Source organism: Paenibacillus sp. JT31N11 (genome assembly GCF_056269285.1).
Genome location: NZ_JBWDNQ010000002.1, coordinates 816039 through 832913, shown reverse-complemented (window position 1 = coordinate 832913; position 16875 = coordinate 816039). Strand labels below are relative to the sequence as shown.

11 protein-coding genes are annotated in these 16875 nt (G+C 52.2%); all 11 read left to right on the top strand.

Annotated features, from left to right (window positions below; translation table 11 throughout):
- Positions 1-51: 51 nt before the first annotated feature.
- The 11 genes from AC0YNV_RS11850 to fba all read left to right on the top strand — a co-directional run bounded on the left by AC0YNV_RS11850 (position 52) and on the right by fba (position 16830).
- The gene (locus AC0YNV_RS11850; protein ID WP_475768271.1) at positions 52-1071 is read left to right on the top strand and encodes a LacI family DNA-binding transcriptional regulator; all 1020 of its coding nucleotides are present in this window, start codon (positions 52-54) and stop codon (positions 1069-1071) included.
- 55 nt (positions 1072-1126) lie between these two features.
- Positions 1127-2083, top strand: a complete 957-nt coding sequence (locus AC0YNV_RS11845) for a carbohydrate kinase family protein (RefSeq protein ID WP_210037805.1) — start codon at positions 1127-1129, stop codon at positions 2081-2083.
- 20 nt (positions 2084-2103) lie between these two features.
- On the top strand, positions 2104-3384 hold the full coding sequence (locus AC0YNV_RS11840; RefSeq protein WP_475768270.1) for a glycoside hydrolase family 125 protein: 1281 nt from the start codon (positions 2104-2106) through the stop codon (positions 3382-3384).
- A gap of 32 nt (positions 3385-3416) precedes the next feature.
- Positions 3417-6458 carry a glycoside hydrolase family 2 TIM barrel-domain containing protein gene (locus tag AC0YNV_RS11835; protein ID WP_475768269.1) on the top strand — a complete coding sequence of 1014 codons (3042 nt, stop codon included), beginning with the start codon at positions 3417-3419 and terminating at the stop codon, positions 6456-6458.
- 33 nt (positions 6459-6491) lie between these two features.
- A complete protein-coding gene (locus AC0YNV_RS11830) occupies positions 6492-7433 on the top strand; it encodes an aldo/keto reductase (protein WP_475768268.1) in 942 nt (313 codons plus the stop codon).
- Positions 7430-8188, top strand: a complete 759-nt coding sequence (locus tag AC0YNV_RS11825) for a sugar phosphate isomerase/epimerase family protein (protein WP_475768267.1) — start codon at positions 7430-7432, stop codon at positions 8186-8188. The genes AC0YNV_RS11830 and AC0YNV_RS11825 overlap by 4 nt, the downstream gene beginning before the upstream one ends.
- A 27-nt stretch (positions 8189-8215) precedes the next feature.
- Positions 8216-11365, top strand: a complete 3150-nt coding sequence (locus AC0YNV_RS11820) for an alpha-mannosidase (protein WP_475768266.1) — start codon at positions 8216-8218, stop codon at positions 11363-11365.
- Between the two features lie 26 nt (positions 11366-11391).
- A complete protein-coding gene (gene iolD, locus AC0YNV_RS11815) occupies positions 11392-13257 on the top strand; it encodes a 3D-(3,5/4)-trihydroxycyclohexane-1,2-dione acylhydrolase (decyclizing) (RefSeq protein WP_475768265.1) in 1866 nt (621 codons plus the stop codon).
- Between the two features lie 159 nt (positions 13258-13416).
- Positions 13417-14412: a 5-dehydro-2-deoxygluconokinase gene (gene iolC, locus AC0YNV_RS11810; RefSeq protein WP_475768264.1), complete on the top strand. Its 996-nt coding sequence runs from the start codon at positions 13417-13419 to the stop codon at positions 14410-14412.
- Positions 14413-14433: 21 nt separating this feature from the next.
- The gene (locus tag AC0YNV_RS11805; protein WP_475768263.1) at positions 14434-15894 is read left to right on the top strand and encodes a CoA-acylating methylmalonate-semialdehyde dehydrogenase; all 1461 of its coding nucleotides are present in this window, start codon (positions 14434-14436) and stop codon (positions 15892-15894) included.
- A 66-nt stretch (positions 15895-15960) separates the two neighbouring features.
- On the top strand, positions 15961-16830 hold the full coding sequence (gene fba, locus AC0YNV_RS11800) for a class II fructose-1,6-bisphosphate aldolase (RefSeq protein WP_475768262.1): 870 nt from the start codon (positions 15961-15963) through the stop codon (positions 16828-16830).
- Positions 16831-16875: the final 45 nt, after the last annotated feature.

Sequence of the window (16875 nt, the reverse complement as noted above, 5' to 3'; positions counted from 1 at the left end):
AAGCGCAGATATCGAGTAAGGTTCAGTTATTCAGAAGGCAGGGTGACAATAATGGCGCCGAAGATTAAAGACGTCGCTAGGCAAGCGGGCGTCTCTGTAACGACAGTTTCGAGGGTATTGAATGGCGAACGGTATGTCAAAGACGATCTGAAGGAAAGGGTACAGCGGGCGATTGCCGAGCTTGGCTATACACCCAGTCATATCGCCAGAAGCCTTGTACTGAAAAAAACGAACCTTATTGGCGTAATCGTTCCCGATATTACATCGAGCTTCTACTCCACAATCCTGAGCACGATTGAGAAAACCGCAAGCCTCAATGATTACAATCTTATGCTGTGCAATATTATTGAGGATAACGATAAAGAACTGAAATATTTGCAGGTATTCAAGCAGATGCGCGTCGATGGCATTATTATCATGCATGAGAAATTAAGCGATGAAATTCGGGAGCTTATCATGAGCCTTGACATTCCGCTCTTGTTCTCCAGTGTGAAGCCGGCGAATCAGCCGTTTGTTTCCGTCATTATAGACGATTACGCGGCATCCTATGATGCAACGCGATATTTGATCGGACTTGGACACAAGCGAATCGGATTTCTTGGCGGAGATATGAGTGACGTCACCTCAGGACAAAACCGTTACATCGGTTACACCGACGCGCTGGCCGAGAGCGGTATCCCGGTCGCTATCGACTATATCCGTTTCGGTGATTACAAAACCCAAAGCGGTTATAATTTAATGAAAGAATTTCTGAATTGTGATACGCGTCCGACGGCCGTTTTTGCTGTCAGTGACGATATGGCTGTCGGCGCCATGAACTGCATCCATGACCACGGGCTGAAGGTTCCGGAGGATCTATCCGTAATTGGCTTTGACGGAAGCCAGCTGACGGAGCAGGTGCGTCCGCAGTTGTCGTCTATGGAGCAGCCTATCCTGGAGATGGGCAAAGTGACGATTGAGAAGCTGCTTGATATGATTTCAGGTAACGAAGGCTCACCAGTGAATGACGTTATTCTGAAGCATAAATTAGTGGTGCGTGACAGCTGCAAGGCTTATCAGGAGCATGTTTGAATAAAGATAAAGATAAAGAAACCAAATCATAAGCGATTGGAAGAGGGAGAAAGAGTTGGAAACATTTGATGCTGTTGTAATCGGCGATGCTAATATCGATCTTGTGGTAGTAGGGTCCGGCCAGGTTCCCGAGTCTGGTCAGGAAGTTTTTGTGGACAATATGATGATCCACTTGGGCGGGGGAGCCGCTTTATTCTCGGTTTCTCTCGCAAAGCTAGGCCTTCAGGTAGCCTTTAACGGTGTTTTGGGGGATGATGCCAACGGACATTTTATTCGGAATCGTTTTGCCGAATATGGTATCGATACCAGAATGATTCAAACGAGTCAAATCCACAGTACCGGCATCTCCATTGCATTCAATCCGGAAACGGATCGATCCTTCATTACATATGCGGGATCGAATATGGAGCTGCAGGTAGACAAACTGGATCTGGACCAAATTTCCCAAGGCAAGCATGTTCATATCACCGGATATAAAGGAAGACGGAATCATGAGCAGTATGTGAAATTAGCCCGGTCGCTCAAGGAAAAGGGAATTACTCTGTCCTGCGACGTAGGCTGGGATGATTCCGGAGAATGGGACAAAAGCATATTTGACTTTATGCGGTATTTTGATGTTTTCCTCATGAATGAAACGGAAGCTCTTCATTATACAGGACTTGAGAACAAGGAAGAGAGCCTTCGTTATATGAGCAAATATTGCAATCATGTGGTGGTGAAGCTTGGAGCGAGCGGCGCCATTGCCATGAAAGACGGGCTGCTGACCCGCAGCACGGCTTATAAGGTTAAAGCGGTAGATACAACCGGCGCAGGGGATTCCTTTAACGCGGGCTATCTATACGGTTTTTTATCGGGCAAGGATGTCGCTACCAGCCTTCGTTACGGAAATGCGTGCGGCGCACTCTCAGTTGGCGCTTACGGCGGAAGTACAAGCGCACCTGATCTTGAAGAGTTGAACGTATTTATCAATCAGCGCGAAGAGGGTTTGAGTGTATCTGACTCAACAAGATGAAGAGGGAGACCATACCGACAATGACATTGCCAGCGTCAGTTACAGCCTTGCTTGAAGAAGCGGAAACGAAGCTTGCTGCCCATCCCAAGCTGCTGCAAATGTTCAAGAATTGTTATCCGAATACGCTTGAAACGACGACAAAATTTCTGAGTGACCAATCCGTCTATGTCATTACGGGGGACATTCCTGCCATGTGGCTCCGTGATTCAAGCGCGCAGATCAGGCATTACCTGCCGCTCGCTGCCGGGGATCACAAGCTGCAGGAATTGTTTATAGGATTAATCCGCAGGCAAATCAATTATATTCATATCGATCCCTATGCCAATGCGTTCAACGAAGAAGCAAATGACAACCGGTATGATGAAGATTTGACCGAGCTTAACCCGTGGGTCTGGGAACGGAAATATGAGATCGACTCCCTTTGTTATCCGATTCAGTTAGCCTACTTGTTCTGGAGGGAGACGGGAAGAACGGATCTGTTCGATGATGCTTTTCAAGCGACAGTGTACAAGATTATTGACCTGTGGCGAACAGAGCAAAGACATGCGGAGCAATCTCCTTACCGGTTCGCACGCATCGATTGTCCGCCAAGCGATACGCTGCGCAATAACAGAATGGGGATGCCGGTCAATTATACGGGAATGACCTGGTCAGGTTTCCGGCCAAGCGACGATGCCTGCACCTTCGGTTATTTAATTCCCTCTAATATGTTCGCTGTCGTCGTGCTTCGTTACATCGAGGAGATTGCCAGTGAAATATGGAAGGATGCAAATGGTGCGAAGCTGGCGGCGGAATTGCGTGAAGAGATCGATTTTGGCATCCGGACCTACGGCATCTTTGTACATCCGAAATACGGAAAGATCTACGCATACGAAACAGATGGTTTTGGAAACCATAACCTGATGGATGATGCCAATGTTCCCAGCTTGCTGTCCATTCCTTATTTGGGCTACACGACCTGCGAGGATCAGATCTATCAGAATACGCGCCGTTTTGTGTTAAGCGCCGATAATCCTTATTACTATGAAGGTGAATTTGCAAAAGGAATCGGAAGTCCGCATACGCCGGAAGGTTATATTTGGCCAATCAGCCTGGCTATGCAGGCCCTGACATCGAAGGATGAGCGCGAAATAAGAGAAATCTTGACGACGCTGATTCAGACGGATGGGAATACGGGATACATGCACGAAGGCTTTGACAAGGATTGTCCCGAGAATTACACGCGCCCCTGGTTTGCCTGGGCTAACAGTCTGTTCAGTGAAATGATCCACGGCCTGATGAGAGACGGATACTTCGATTGATGTTTTTCCTTTAACAGAAAGGAATGGGATACATGATTCAAATCAAGAGATATTGGGAAGATCTGAATGTTCTTCAGGTGAACAGACAGCCTCCCAGGGCCTATTATATTCCCTATGCGGATGAACGGGCGGCGAAATCAGGCAAACGGGGACAGTCCCCCTATTATCAAACCTTAAACGGAAACTGGAAATTCCAATATCACGGAACGGTTCATGATGTGAAAGAAGCTTTTTATGAGGAGACTGCCGATGTTTGCGGGTGGGACGATTTAACGGTTCCGTCCTGCTGGCAGGTAAAGGGCTATGATCAGCCTCAATATACTAATTTCAATTATCCCTTTCCATGCGATCCCCCCTATGTTCCGGAAAATAATCCGGCCGGACTTTATGTGAGGGAGTTCAATGCGGCGCCAGTTGGATTAAATAAAGAACGATTTATTGTCTTTGAAGGGGTTAACGCCTGTTTTTACTTATGGGTTAACGGGCAGTTTGCCGGTTACAGTCAAGGCAGCCGCATGCCGGCGGAATTCAATATATCCCCGTTCCTTCGGGAGGGGAAGAATCGTATCGCTGTCATGGTGCTGAAATGGTGCGACGGCTCCTACCTGGAAGATCAGGATCTTTGGCGGTATACGGGTATATTCCGGGATGTATATTTGCTTGCGCGTGACGCTGTCCATATCCGGGATGTATTTAATAAACAAACTTTCGAGGACGGGTTCAGCAAGGCTGCACTGGTATCGGAGATTGATACGACAGGACCTCTGGAGGTTCGTGCTGAATTGAAGGATGCCAAGGGGCGCGTCGTCGCTTCGGCACAAGAGCATGTGGATGGCAAAGGCGCGCTCCGGTTCGAGCTGATAGATCCCGTCCTATGGAATGCCGAGAAGCCTTATCTATACCGCCTCTATGTTTATGGCGGCGGAGAAACGCTCCAGTTCCCGGTGGGCTTCAAGCAAGTTGCGATTGTGGATGGCGTATTTCTGATCAATGGACAGGCTGTCAAGCTTAAAGGCGTCAACCGGCATGACTCCCATCCGGAGCTCGGGCAGACGATTCCGGTCCAGCATATGATCAAGGACCTTATTCTAATGAAAAAACATAATATCAATACGATCAGAACTTCCCATTATCCCAATGATTCCCGCTTTATGGAGCTGTGCGATGAATACGGATTTTATGTTGTAGATGAAGCCGATCTGGAATGTCACGGAATCGGAAGCGCCGGCGATTTTCAAAATGGGGTTTTCCATAAGCTGTCCCGTGATCCGTCATGGGAGGAAGCGTTTGTGGAACGGGCTGTCCGAATGGTTGAACGGGACAAGAATCACCCATGCGTCGTAATGTGGTCATTGGGAAATGAGTCGGGGTACGGGGCCAATCATATCGCGATGGCCGAATGGACGAAATTGCGTGATGCTTCCCTTCCCATTCATTACGAGGGGGCAGCTCCCCATTACGAAGGCAGTCCTCATGTCGAATGCCTGGATCTGGAAAGCCGGATGTATACCTCTGTGCAAGAGATAGAAGCGTATGCCCGCGATGAGAATAACAAAAAGCCGTTGTTCCTGTGTGAATACAGTCATGCTATGGGTAACGGTCCCGGCGATTTGAACGATTATTGGGAAGCGATCTATCGCCATCCGAAGCTGATGGGCGGCTGCGTGTGGGAGTGGACTGATCACGGGATCAAGACAGAGACCAAGGACGGAACGCCTTTTTATGGTTATGGCGGCGATTTTGGAGATACACCCAATGACGGCAACTTCTGTATCGACGGACTTGTCACACCTGACCGCAAGCCTCACACGGGACTGCTGGAGCTCAAGAAGGTTATTGCTCCCATCCGGATCGAGGAACAAAACCTGCCAACCGGAGAGATTAAGGTCACGAACCTGTATGACTTTATTGATCTTTCCCATGCGGGCGTCTTCTGGAAGCTGGAACACGATGGACAGATGATTCACCAGGGACAGCTGGAGCTTGGCGGGATCGAGCCTCACAGCTCACGGATTGTGAGCCTTCCATACGAACTGCCGGAGGCGGTTAATGGACAGTATGTCCTCACCTTATCCTGCTGGCTGAAGGAAGAAACAGCCTGGGCGGAAGCCGGTCATGAAATCACGTTCCAGCAGCTGGAATGGATGAGCGGTGTACAGAGCGATCCGAAGCCTGAAGCGGTGCATGCGTGGCAGCCGCCAATTCAAGTGGAGCAGAAGGGCCATCGGCTGATGGTCGAAGGATTTGATTTCCAGCATGAGTTTGACTTGATTGAAGGTAATTTGCAGCGGTTGTCGAGGAACGGAGTGGAGATGCTGGATGCCCCCGCCCGGTTCTCGATCTGGCGGGCGCCGACAGACAATGATATGCATGTGAAGGAAAAATGGCGTGATGAAGGCTATGACCGGGCAATCACAAAGGTGTATCAATGCGATTGGGAACAAACCGGCGAAGGGGCAATCGAAGTCAGAACCCGGTTCTCAATAGGCGCTGTTTCCCGCTTTACGATCCTGCGAGGTGAAGCATGCTGGAGGGTGAGCCCGAGTGGAGCGGTCGATCTGCTGGTAAAGGTGAAGATGGGGGAGGAGCGCGAGTTTCCTTATCTGCCCCGCTTCGGACTAAGGCTGTCCATGCCGCAAGGGATGGAGGAAGTCGAGTATTCCGGCTTCGGGCCGCATGAGAGCTACATCGACAAGCGCCAAAGCGTCAGAAGAGGCCGGTTCCTGACAAGCGTTGACGAAATGTTCGAAAACTACATCATGCCTCAGGAAAATGGTGCGAGATATGGTACGGATTGGGCAATCCTATCCAATGAGCAGGGCATGGGCCTTCAATTCTCCGCATCGGAGGGATTCTCCTTCCACGCATCGCATTTTACGCCGGAGGACCTGACGAATGCCGCACACAGCTGGGAGCTGGCGAAGAGAAAGGAAACGATCGTCCATCTGGATTACCGGATGAGCGGCGTAGGCTCCAATTCCTGCGGACCGGAGCTGGCTGAGCCCTACCGTCTGAACGAAAAGGAATTCCAGTTCGAACTCAGGCTGAGGCCGCTGTTTAAAGAGGATGAATAAAAGCTCGCTAAGATATGCCAAGGAGGTAATAAGATGAAATATATGCAAATTGAAGGAGTAAACAAGCAAATTTCCCGCCTGATCATGGGGACAGGGGATTTGAGGAACTTGGGCGAGCCCGAGCGGATGATGCTGGATGCCTATATTCAAGCCGGAGGCAATGCTTTTGATACGGCTCATCAGTATCGGGGAAGAGAACAAATACTCGGGAGTTGGCTGGCTGAAAAGCAGCTGCGGGAGCAGGTCGTCATTCTTTCCAAGGGCGCCCATCACGATGACGGGAGTCCGGGCCCGCGGGTCAATCCGCAGGCGATCAGAAAAGATTTGATGGAGAGCCTGGAAAGGCTGGGCACCGATTATGTGGATTTGTACGCTCTTCACCGCGATGATCCGAGCGTAGCGGTCGGACCGATTATGGAGGAATTGAATGAGCATCTTCAAGCCAAGCGGATTCGGGCGATCGGCGCTTCCAACTGGTCGTACCAGCGCATCCAGGAAGCCAATGAATATGCCGCCGGGCACAAGCTGACAGGCTTTGCCTTCAGCAGCTCCAATCTGAGCCTGGCGAAGCCTATCGAACCCAGATGGGAAGGCGTTGTGTCGGCTGACGAGGATACCTGCCGCTGGCATGCGGGCAATCAGCTGCCGCTGTTGTCCTGGTCTGCTCAAGCGGGTGGATTTTTCTCGGGGAACTTTACGCCGGAGGACCGGTCCAATGAGGAAATGGTAAGAGTTTATTACAGCAGCGGCAACTGGGAACGGTACCGCCGCACCGTGAAGCTGGCGGAAGAGAAGCAGGTTACTCCTATACAAATTGCCTTATCCTATGTTCTCTACCAGCCTTTCCCGACCAGCGCAATTATCGGGCCGCGTAATCCGGAGGAGCTTGAGTCTTCCATTCTGTCGTTGAATCTTGAATTAACCGCACAGGAAGTGGAATGGCTGGATTTACAAAGGGAGGAAATTTCAAAATGATCAGACATCAACTGGCTGCACAGCTGTATACATTGCGAAACGAAATTAAACAGGATTTTGAAGCCGTCCTTCGAGATTTGAGCAAAATGGGTTGGGCTGCCGTTCAAATCGACGGGCTGCACGGCAACTCCGCCCGGGATATCTCTTCTCTTATGAAGGAGCTGGGATTGAAAACCGCAGGCATGCATGTCGGTCTTGAACGGATGAAGACGGATCTGGATGCTGTCCTTAAGGAAGCGGACCTGTTCGAAACGAAAGATTTCATCTGCCACTCGCTGCCGGATGGCCTGCAGAATCTTGAAGGGTACAGGAGTGTGCGGAAAGATCTGCTTGATGTAGCCGCCAAAGTAAAAGGCATGGACTACAGGGTGGGTTACCATAATCATGACTTTGAATTTCATACTCTGATCGACGGTAAGTTTGCTCTCGAATATCTGCTTGAGGATCCGTCCGTTTATGCGGAAATCGATACGTATTGGGTTCTGAAAGCCGATCAGGATCCGCTTACGTTCATTCGAAAATACGCTAATCGTATGCCGATTCTGCATTTGAAGGATATGACGGCAGACGATCGGCGAACATTCGCGGAAATTGGTACCGGCCTTATCGATTTTGCTCCCATTCTCCGCTGGGGCCTGGATCATGGAGTCGAATGGTTCGCCGTAGAACAGGATTACTGCCCGGGAAAACCAATGGACAGCTTGGCACTGAGCCTGGAAAATTTGTTGAAGCTGGAGCAGGAGCAGGCTCTCTAAAGTTGAATCCCGAAGGGTGAGGATGACATGTTATTTGCAGAAAAGAAGCTCAAGGCAAGGCTGCATGAGTTAAGCGAGACCCGCTATCGCAATCTTATACCGCTCGGGAGCTTCTCCGCAGCAGAGGACGAGCATGGCGCAGCAGGGGCAAGGCCGATGGACGTCCCTCCGACGTTTGAGCTGAAGACCGGAGACAGCTGGAGCGGCCGCGACCGGTATATCTGGCTCTCCCGCAGCATTGAGGTTCCTCAGGAATGGAACGGTAAAACGGTGCTTGCACTCTTCGACTTCGGTGAGACCGGCGGAGGCAACAATGAGGGCTTTGAATCGCTGCTTTACTGGAACGGCACTCCGTATCAAGGCGTCGATTCCTACCATCAGGAGGTTTTTCTGCCGGAGCAATCCGCCGGAACGTCCGGAAGATTGGATATCCGGCTGTGGTCCGGGCTGGACGGAGGCGGCAAGCCGCGCGAGATAAAGCATACGATAAACCGTGCCGATCTGTGCTGGCTGGATGAAAGAGTTGACGATTTCTACTACACGGGAACCGCTGTTCTTGAAACGGTTCAGGTGCTGGATGCAGGAAGCCCTGATCGCATGGGTCTTATCAAAGCGCTGGACCGCGCATTCCTCAAGGTGGATTGGTCCGAGCCCGGCTCTGCCGCTTATTATCATTCGGTATATGAAGCAAGAGAGCTGCTATCTGCCGAATTAGCCCGGTTCGAGAAGCATCATCAGGTTACGGTCACTTGTGTCGGACATACGCATATCGACGTTGCGTGGCTCTGGAGACTGAAGCATACCCGGGAGAAATCCGCCCGTTCGTTCTCTACTGTCCTGCGGTTGATGGAACGCTTCCCTGATTATGTGTTTTTGCAGACGCAGCCACAGTTATATGCCTATATCAAGCAGGATTACCCGGAAATCTATGAGCAAATTCGTGACCGGATTCGTGAAGGACGCTGGGAGATTGGCGGCGGGATGTGGCTGGAGGCGGATTGCAATCTGACCTCCGGGGAATCGCTGGTGCGGCAGTTCCTGTTTGGAACCCGGTTCATGCGAGAGGAATTTGGCGTGGAGAGCACGTACCTGTGGCTGCCCGATGTCTTCGGATACAGCTGGGCGCTGCCGCAAATTTTGAAGAAATCCGGTTTCAAAACCTTTATGACTACGAAAATCAGCTGGAACCAGTTCAACCGGATGCCGCATGACACCTTCAAATGGCGCGGAATCGACGGCTCCGAGGTTCTGACGCATTTTATTACGACACCGGACGATTGGGAAGGAGCCAACAACTTCTTCTATACCTATAACGGCTTGATCTCGCCGGAAACCGTCAAAGGGGCATGGGACGGCTATCAGGACAAAGAAGTGAATCAAGAGCTTCTTCTGTCTTATGGTTATGGCGATGGAGGCGGCGGCGTTAACCGGGAGATGCTTGAGATGCGCCGCCGCCTGGAGACGATGCCTGGTCTGCCGAATGTGAAGGCAGGGCGCGCAGATGATTACTTCGACCGTTTGCATGAAACCGTCGAGGAGACCGACCGCTACGTGCATGTTTGGGACGGGGAGCTCTACCTTGAGTATCATCGCGGGACCTATACAAGCCAGGCTTACAATAAACGAATGAACCGCAAGCTCGAGCTTCTCTACCGCGAGACGGAATGGCTGAGCGCGCTGGCTGTCTTGATGGGCAGCGACTGGAGCCGTTATCGCCAAGAGCAGCTGAATAGCGGATGGACCATCATTCTGCGCAATCAGTTCCATGATATCATTCCCGGCTCTTCCATTAAGGAAGTGTACGAGGATAGCAAAGAGGAGTATGCGCAAGCCTTATCGATTGCCACAGAAGCGTGGAACGAGGCAGCTTCCCTGGTTGGCGGCAGACAGGAACAAGGTACATGGATCGTCTTTAACAGCTCGTCCTGGAAACGAAACGATTTGCTGGAAATAACCGGGGAGAATGTGCCTCCCGGAAGCATATGGACAAATCAGGATGGCCAAAGACTGGTTTCACAGTATGCCAATGGACGCTGGCTCGTAGAAGCTGCCGATCTGCCTTCATTAGGCATGGCAGCCATTCATTACGCGGCGGATTCCGCGCAGCCGTCTGGCGGAATTGCCGCAGCTCCCTTCATGATGGAGGGCAGCCTGCTTAAGACACCTCATTATGAGATCGAGTGGAACGAATCCGGCCAATTGGTTCGCATTTACGACCTGGACAATCGCCGGAATGTTCTGGCCAAAGACGCAATTGGCAATGTGCTGCAGGTATTTGAAGACAAGCCGCTTAATTTTGATGCCTGGGATATCGATATTTTCTATCAGGAAAAGATGCGGACAATCTCCGAGCTGCTTTCTGTCGAGCTTGTGGAAACTGGTCCGCTCGCAGCGGTTGTTGAATTCAAGTGGCGCTACGGGAAGTCCGGGATATCGCAGCGGATGATGGTTTATTCAGGAAGCAGACGGATTGATTTCCGTACGCATATCAACTGGCAGGAGCACCAGCAGCTGTTGAAGGTCGCTTTCCCCGTAGATGTGCGCTCCACAGAGGCTACCTATGATATTCAGTTCGGGAATGTTAAACGTTCCACGCATTGGAACACAAGCTGGGACCTGGCGAGATTCGAATCGGTCGGCCATCAATGGGCGGATTTATCCGAACGCGGATACGGCGTAAGCCTGCTGAACGATTGCAAATACGGCTATGACATCAAGGATAATGTGATCCGGCTGTCGTTGTTGAAATCGGCCATTAATCCGGATCCGGATGCGGATATCGGCGAGCATTCCTTTGTCTATGCGCTCCTCCCGCATGAGGGAGACTGGTATGCTGGAGCTACCGTTCAAGAAGCCTGGTCACTGAATAACCCGCTGACCGCCTTCGAAGGAGGAGCGGATCTCCATTCGCTTTCGATGTTCCAATTGTCCGCTCCCAATGTGATGGTGGATGCCGTCAAAAAAGCGGAGGACGGCGAGCAGCTGGTGCTGCGTGTCCATGAGTTTGCGGGCATCCGCACTCAAGTGAAGCTCGGCAGCGATCTTCGAATCCGCTCGCTGGAGGAATGCGATCTGATGGAACGCAAGCTTGGAGAGGCCGGGATTGATGATGGCGAATTCGCGCTGAAGCCATATGAAATCAAGACCTTTCTTGTACAACTTGAGGTGAAGTCATGAAATCTGATATAAATGAGGTTTTGCCGATGAAAACGATCCGATTGACCATGGCACAGGCTTTGCTGAAGTTTTTGGACCAGCAGTATTTGTCCGTGGATGGCGAAGAAACCAAGTTTGTCCGGGGCTTCATGGGCATCTTTGGACACGGCAATGTAACGGGGCTTGGCGAAGCTCTCGAGCGGCAGGCGGGCGAGCTGATATTCATCCAAGGCAAAAATGAACAAGGGATGGTTCATGCCGCCACCGCATTTGCCAAGCAGAAGAATCGCCGCCAGATCTTTGCCTGCACCACCTCAATTGGGCCGGGTGCGCTCAACATGGTGACTGGCGCAGCAACGGCGACAGTCAACCGTATTCCGGTCCTGCTGCTGCCGGGAGATAACTTTGCCTCCCGCCAGCCGGATCCTGTGCTGCAGCAGCTGGAGGTTCCAACCGATTATTCGATCTCTGCGACCGATGCTTTCAAGCCAGTCAGCAAGTTCTGGGACCGGATCATCCGCCCGGAGCAGCTGATGACGTCGCTGCTTCATGCGATGCGGGTGCTCACTGATCCTGTGGAGACTGGCGCCGTGACATTGGCGCTGCCCCAGGATGTTCAGGCGGAGGCTTACGATTATCCGGCTTCTTTCTTCGAGAAGCGCATCCACACCCTTGACCGCCGTCCGGCCTCTCCTCACGCGATTGACCGTGCGGCGGATTTGGTTGCGGGCAAGAAGAAGCCGCTGATTATTGCAGGCGGCGGGGTGCATTATGCGGCTGCAGCGCAGGAGCTGCTTGCGTTCGCTGAAGCCTTCGGTATTCCCGTGGCGGAGACGCAGGCTGGAAAAAGCGCTGTCCCGTGGAATCATCCTCTGAGTCTTGGCGGCGTCGGTGCAACCGGCACGCTTGCCGCCAACCGGATCGCCGCAGAAGCGGATTTGATCATCGGCGTCGGCACACGGTTTTCTGATTTTACGACAGCCTCCAAATCCGCCTTCCAGAATCCGGATGCCGCTTTCCTGAACCTGAATATCAGCGCATTCGATGCGGTCAAGATGGATGCCGCAGTGATTACGGCTGATGCGAAGGAGGCGATCGCTGCCCTGCAGGAAGCTTTAACCAAGCGAGGGTACCGCTCCGGCTATACAGAAGGAAGAATCAGCGGCCTCAAAGCAGAGTGGGATGAAGAAGTTAATCGCCTGTATGCGCTGGAAAGCAATGAGGGATTGACTCAGACGAGAGCGATCGGCGTCATTAACGGATTTGTAGAACCGACAGACGTCATTGTCTGCGCTGCCGGCAGCCTGCCTGGCGACCTGCATCGGGTCTGGAGGTCTGTCGAGCCCAAGACGTATCATATGGAATATGGATTCTCCTGCATGGGCTATGAAATCAGCGGCGCTTTCGGCGCAGCTCTCGCGGAGCCGTCCCGGAATGTATATTCATTCGTAGGCGACGGCAGCTATCTGATGCTGCACTCCGAGTTTGTAACCGCCATTCAAGAAGGCGTGAAGCTGACCGTGCTGCTGTTCGATAATCATGGCTTTCAGTGCATCCACAACTTGCAGCGCGGACATGGCAGCGACGGCTTCGGCAATGAATTCCGCTTCCGCGCCAAGGAGACGGGCCGCTTAAACGGTTCCTATATGCCGATCGACTTCGCCGCACATGCCCGCAGTCTGGGGGCAGCGTCATATACGGCGCGAACGGCGGATGAGCTGGAGCAAGCCCTTCGGCAGGCCAAATCGGAGCCGGGACCGGTGCTTGTGGAAATTAAGGTGCTTCCGGGAACGAACACGGACAGCTATGAGTCATGGTGGCATGTCGGCGTGCCCGAGGTGTCGGTGAGTGATAAGGTGCTGGAAGCACACCAGCAAATGCGCAAGAATGTGAAGGCTGCACGGCCTTACTAAGGATTGGACGGAACATTAAAATATAGATGGTTAAGGCCTGCTCGTTATTGAGCAGGCCAGCCTGCCTTAGGCTGGCCTGAACATGGGAGAAGGTAGGGGGTTAACACAGGCATCCGCCTGCAGGGAGCCTCTCCAACCGAATCGAAAGAAGGGATTAAGATGGAAACTGTTTCATTTGCCACAGGCAAAGCTCTTGATTTTGTGGCGATCGGCCGTCTGTGCATCGATTTGAACGCGAATGAGATTAATCGTCCGATGGAAGAGACCATGACATTCACGAAATATGTGGGCGGTTCACCGGCCAACATCTGTATCGGCATGTCCCGGCTTGGCATGAAATCAGCCTTCATCGGCAAAGTGGCCGATGACCAGATGGGCCGGTTTATCGTCCAATATTTGCAGAATAACGATATTGAAACATCCGGTATTACGACAGACCGGACAGGCGCGGTAACGGGTCTTGCATTCACGGAAATCAAAAGCCCGGAGGATTGCAGCATTCTGATGTACCGCGATCATGTCGCCGATTTGCTGCTGGCGCCGGAAGAAGTCGACGAGTCGCTGATTGCGGGCAGCAGGGTATTGCTTGTTTCCGGTACGGCTCTGGCGAAAAGCCCCTCCCGGGAAGCCGTGCTGCTTGCTCTCCAATACGCCCGCAAACACGGAACAAAGGTCGTCTTCGATATCGACTATCGCCCTTATACATGGACATCTCCCGAGGAAACGGCGATCTATTACCATCTGGCCGCCGAAAAAAGCGATATCATTATCGGAACCCGGGAAGAATTCGATATGCTGGAGCGGTTTGCCGTGAATCCGACCCGCAGCGATGAAGTAACAGCTGCGCAATGGTTCGGCTGTCATGCCGAGATCGTCGTCATCAAGCACGGCAAAGACGGCTCCATCGCCTACGGCAAGGATGGCAGCTCCCACCGGGGCTCGATATTTCCCGCAAAGGTCATTAAGACGTTCGGGGCGGGCGATTCCTATGCGGCAGGTTTTATCTATGGTCTGATGCAGGGATGGAGTCCGAGCCGCAGCATGGAATTCGGCAGTGCTTCCGCCTCCATCGTTATTTCCAGTCACAGCAGCTCCGACGCCATGCCGACTGTCATGCAGGTTGAACAATTTATGCTCGCTTCCAAACAAGCTTAATCCGAGAGGGGAATTTCCGATATGTCTCAAACGAATGCGCCAGCTCAGTTAAAAAATTTCATCGGAGGCGAATGGATCGCTTCCACATCAGGCAATTATGATCCTGTATATAATCCGGCAACGGAAGAAATTATAGCTTACGTTCCTTTGTCTTCCAAACGGGATCTTGATCAGGCCGTCCAAAATGCCAAAGACACTTTCAAAACATGGAGCAAAACACCGGTTCCCCGCCGGGCCCGTATTTTGTTCAAATATCAGCAGCTGCTGGTGGATCATTGGGATGAGCTCGCCAGAATCATTACTATGGAAAATGGAAAAAATTATCAGGAGGCTCACGGTGAAGTGCTGCGCGGCATCGAATGCGTCGAATTCGCCGCAGGAGCACCTTCGCTGATGATGGGCAAACAGCTTCCGGACATCGCTACCAACATAGAATCGGGCATGTACCGCTATCCGATAGGCGTTGTAGGCGGAATCACGCCGTTCAATTTCCCGATGATGGTTCCTTGCTGGATGTTTCCTCTGGCCATTGCCTGTGGAAATACATTCGTGCTGAAACCTTCCGAGCGCACGCCGCTTCTTGCAAAGCGTCTTGTTGAGCTCTTCAGGGAAGCGGGTCTGCCGGACGGTGTTCTGAACCTGGTGCATGGAGCGCATGATGTCGTCAACGGTCTGCTGGAGCATCCGGACGTCAAGGGGATTTCATTCGTCGGCTCCCAGCCGGTCGCCGAGTATGTGTACAAAACCGGAACAGCGCATGGCAAACGGGTACAGGCCCTTGCAGGCGCGAAGAACCACACCATCGTTATGCCGGATGCGGATATGGACAATACGGTCGCACAAATTGTTAATGCGGCGTTTGGCTCCGCCGGCGAACGCTGCATGGCATGCGCCGTTGTTGTCGCAGTCGGCGATGCGGCTGAGACCCTTACACGCAAGCTCGTCGCAGCGGCAGACGAACTCACTATCGGCAACGGTATGGAAGAGGGAGTTTTCCTCGGTCCTGTCATCAGGGAACAGCATAAGGAACGTACACTGGGATATATCGAAGCAGGCGTGAAGGAAGGAGCAGCGCTGATTCGCGATGGACGCAAGGATGCCGCAATCAGCGGCGACGGATACTTTGTCGGGCCGACGATTTTTGATCAGGTATCCAGCGACATGAAGATCTGGAAAGATGAAATATTCGCGCCGGTGCTGTCAGTTGTGCGCGTTGACAGCCTGGAGGAAGCCATTGATCTGGCCAACCGCTCGGAGTTTGCGAACGGTGCCTGCATCTTTACCCGGGATGGCGGGAATGTCCGGCAGTTCCGTGAAACCATCGATGCAGGAATGCTTGGTGTGAATCTGGGTGTTCCGGCTCCGATGGCCTTCTTTCCATTCTCGGGCTGGAAGAAATCATTTTACGGCGATTTGCATGCGAATGGAACGGACGGCGTCGAGTTCTATACGAGAAAGAAAATGGTAACCTCCCGCTGGTAAGCTTAAGGTCTCCCTTGCAGAATAAGGTTGTTCTCATTACACTTATAAAAAAAGGAGGATGGGGAAATGCCGCTGGTTTCGATGAAGGAAATGTTGAATGAAGCTGTCAGGGGCCGATACGCTGTCGGTCAGTTTAATCTGAATAATCTGGAGTTTACACAAGCGATTCTGCAGGCTGCCGAGGAGGAGCGGGCACCGGTTATTCTTGGTTTGAGCGAGGGATATATCGTCTATATGGGCGGTCTGTCCTGCATTGCCGGAATGGTCCGGTCGCTCGTTGATTACTATCGGATCACGGTGCCTGTTGCCCTGCATCTTGATCATGGTACGTCCTACGAGCTTTGCGCAGAAGCGATCCGCGCAGGCTTTACGTCTGTTATGATCGACGCTTCCCACCACGGGCTCGAGGAGAATATACGGATTACGCAAAAGGTTGTAGAAGAAGCGCATCGTTACAATATCTCTGTGGAGGCCGAGCTGGGCCGAATCGGCGGACGGGAAGACGATCTCGTCGTCAACGAAGCGGAAGCGATGTATGCGGTGCCTGAGGAATGCGTCCGGCTGGCAAAGGAAACCGGCATCGATTGTCTGGCTCCTGCGCTGGGCTCTGTACACGGTCCGTACCGCGGCGAGCCGAAGCTTGGATTCGACAGGATGGAGACAATCGGGCGATTGACCGGATTGCCGCTTGTACTGCATGGCGGCAGCGGTATTCCGGCTGACCAGATCCGGCGGGCGATTCAGCTGGGCACAGCCAAAATCAACGTGAATACGGAAAATCAAATGGCCAACACGGCTGCAATCCGCGCTTATTTGACGGAGAATGACTCCGAATATGACCCGCGCAAATATTTGGGTGCAGGACGGGATGCTGTGAAGCGGAGCGTGCAGGCCAAAATTCGCGAGTTCGGTTCATCCGGCAAAGCAAACGCGTAACCGATGACGGATAAATAGAGTCATACTTAGGAGAGGTGGTCCAGA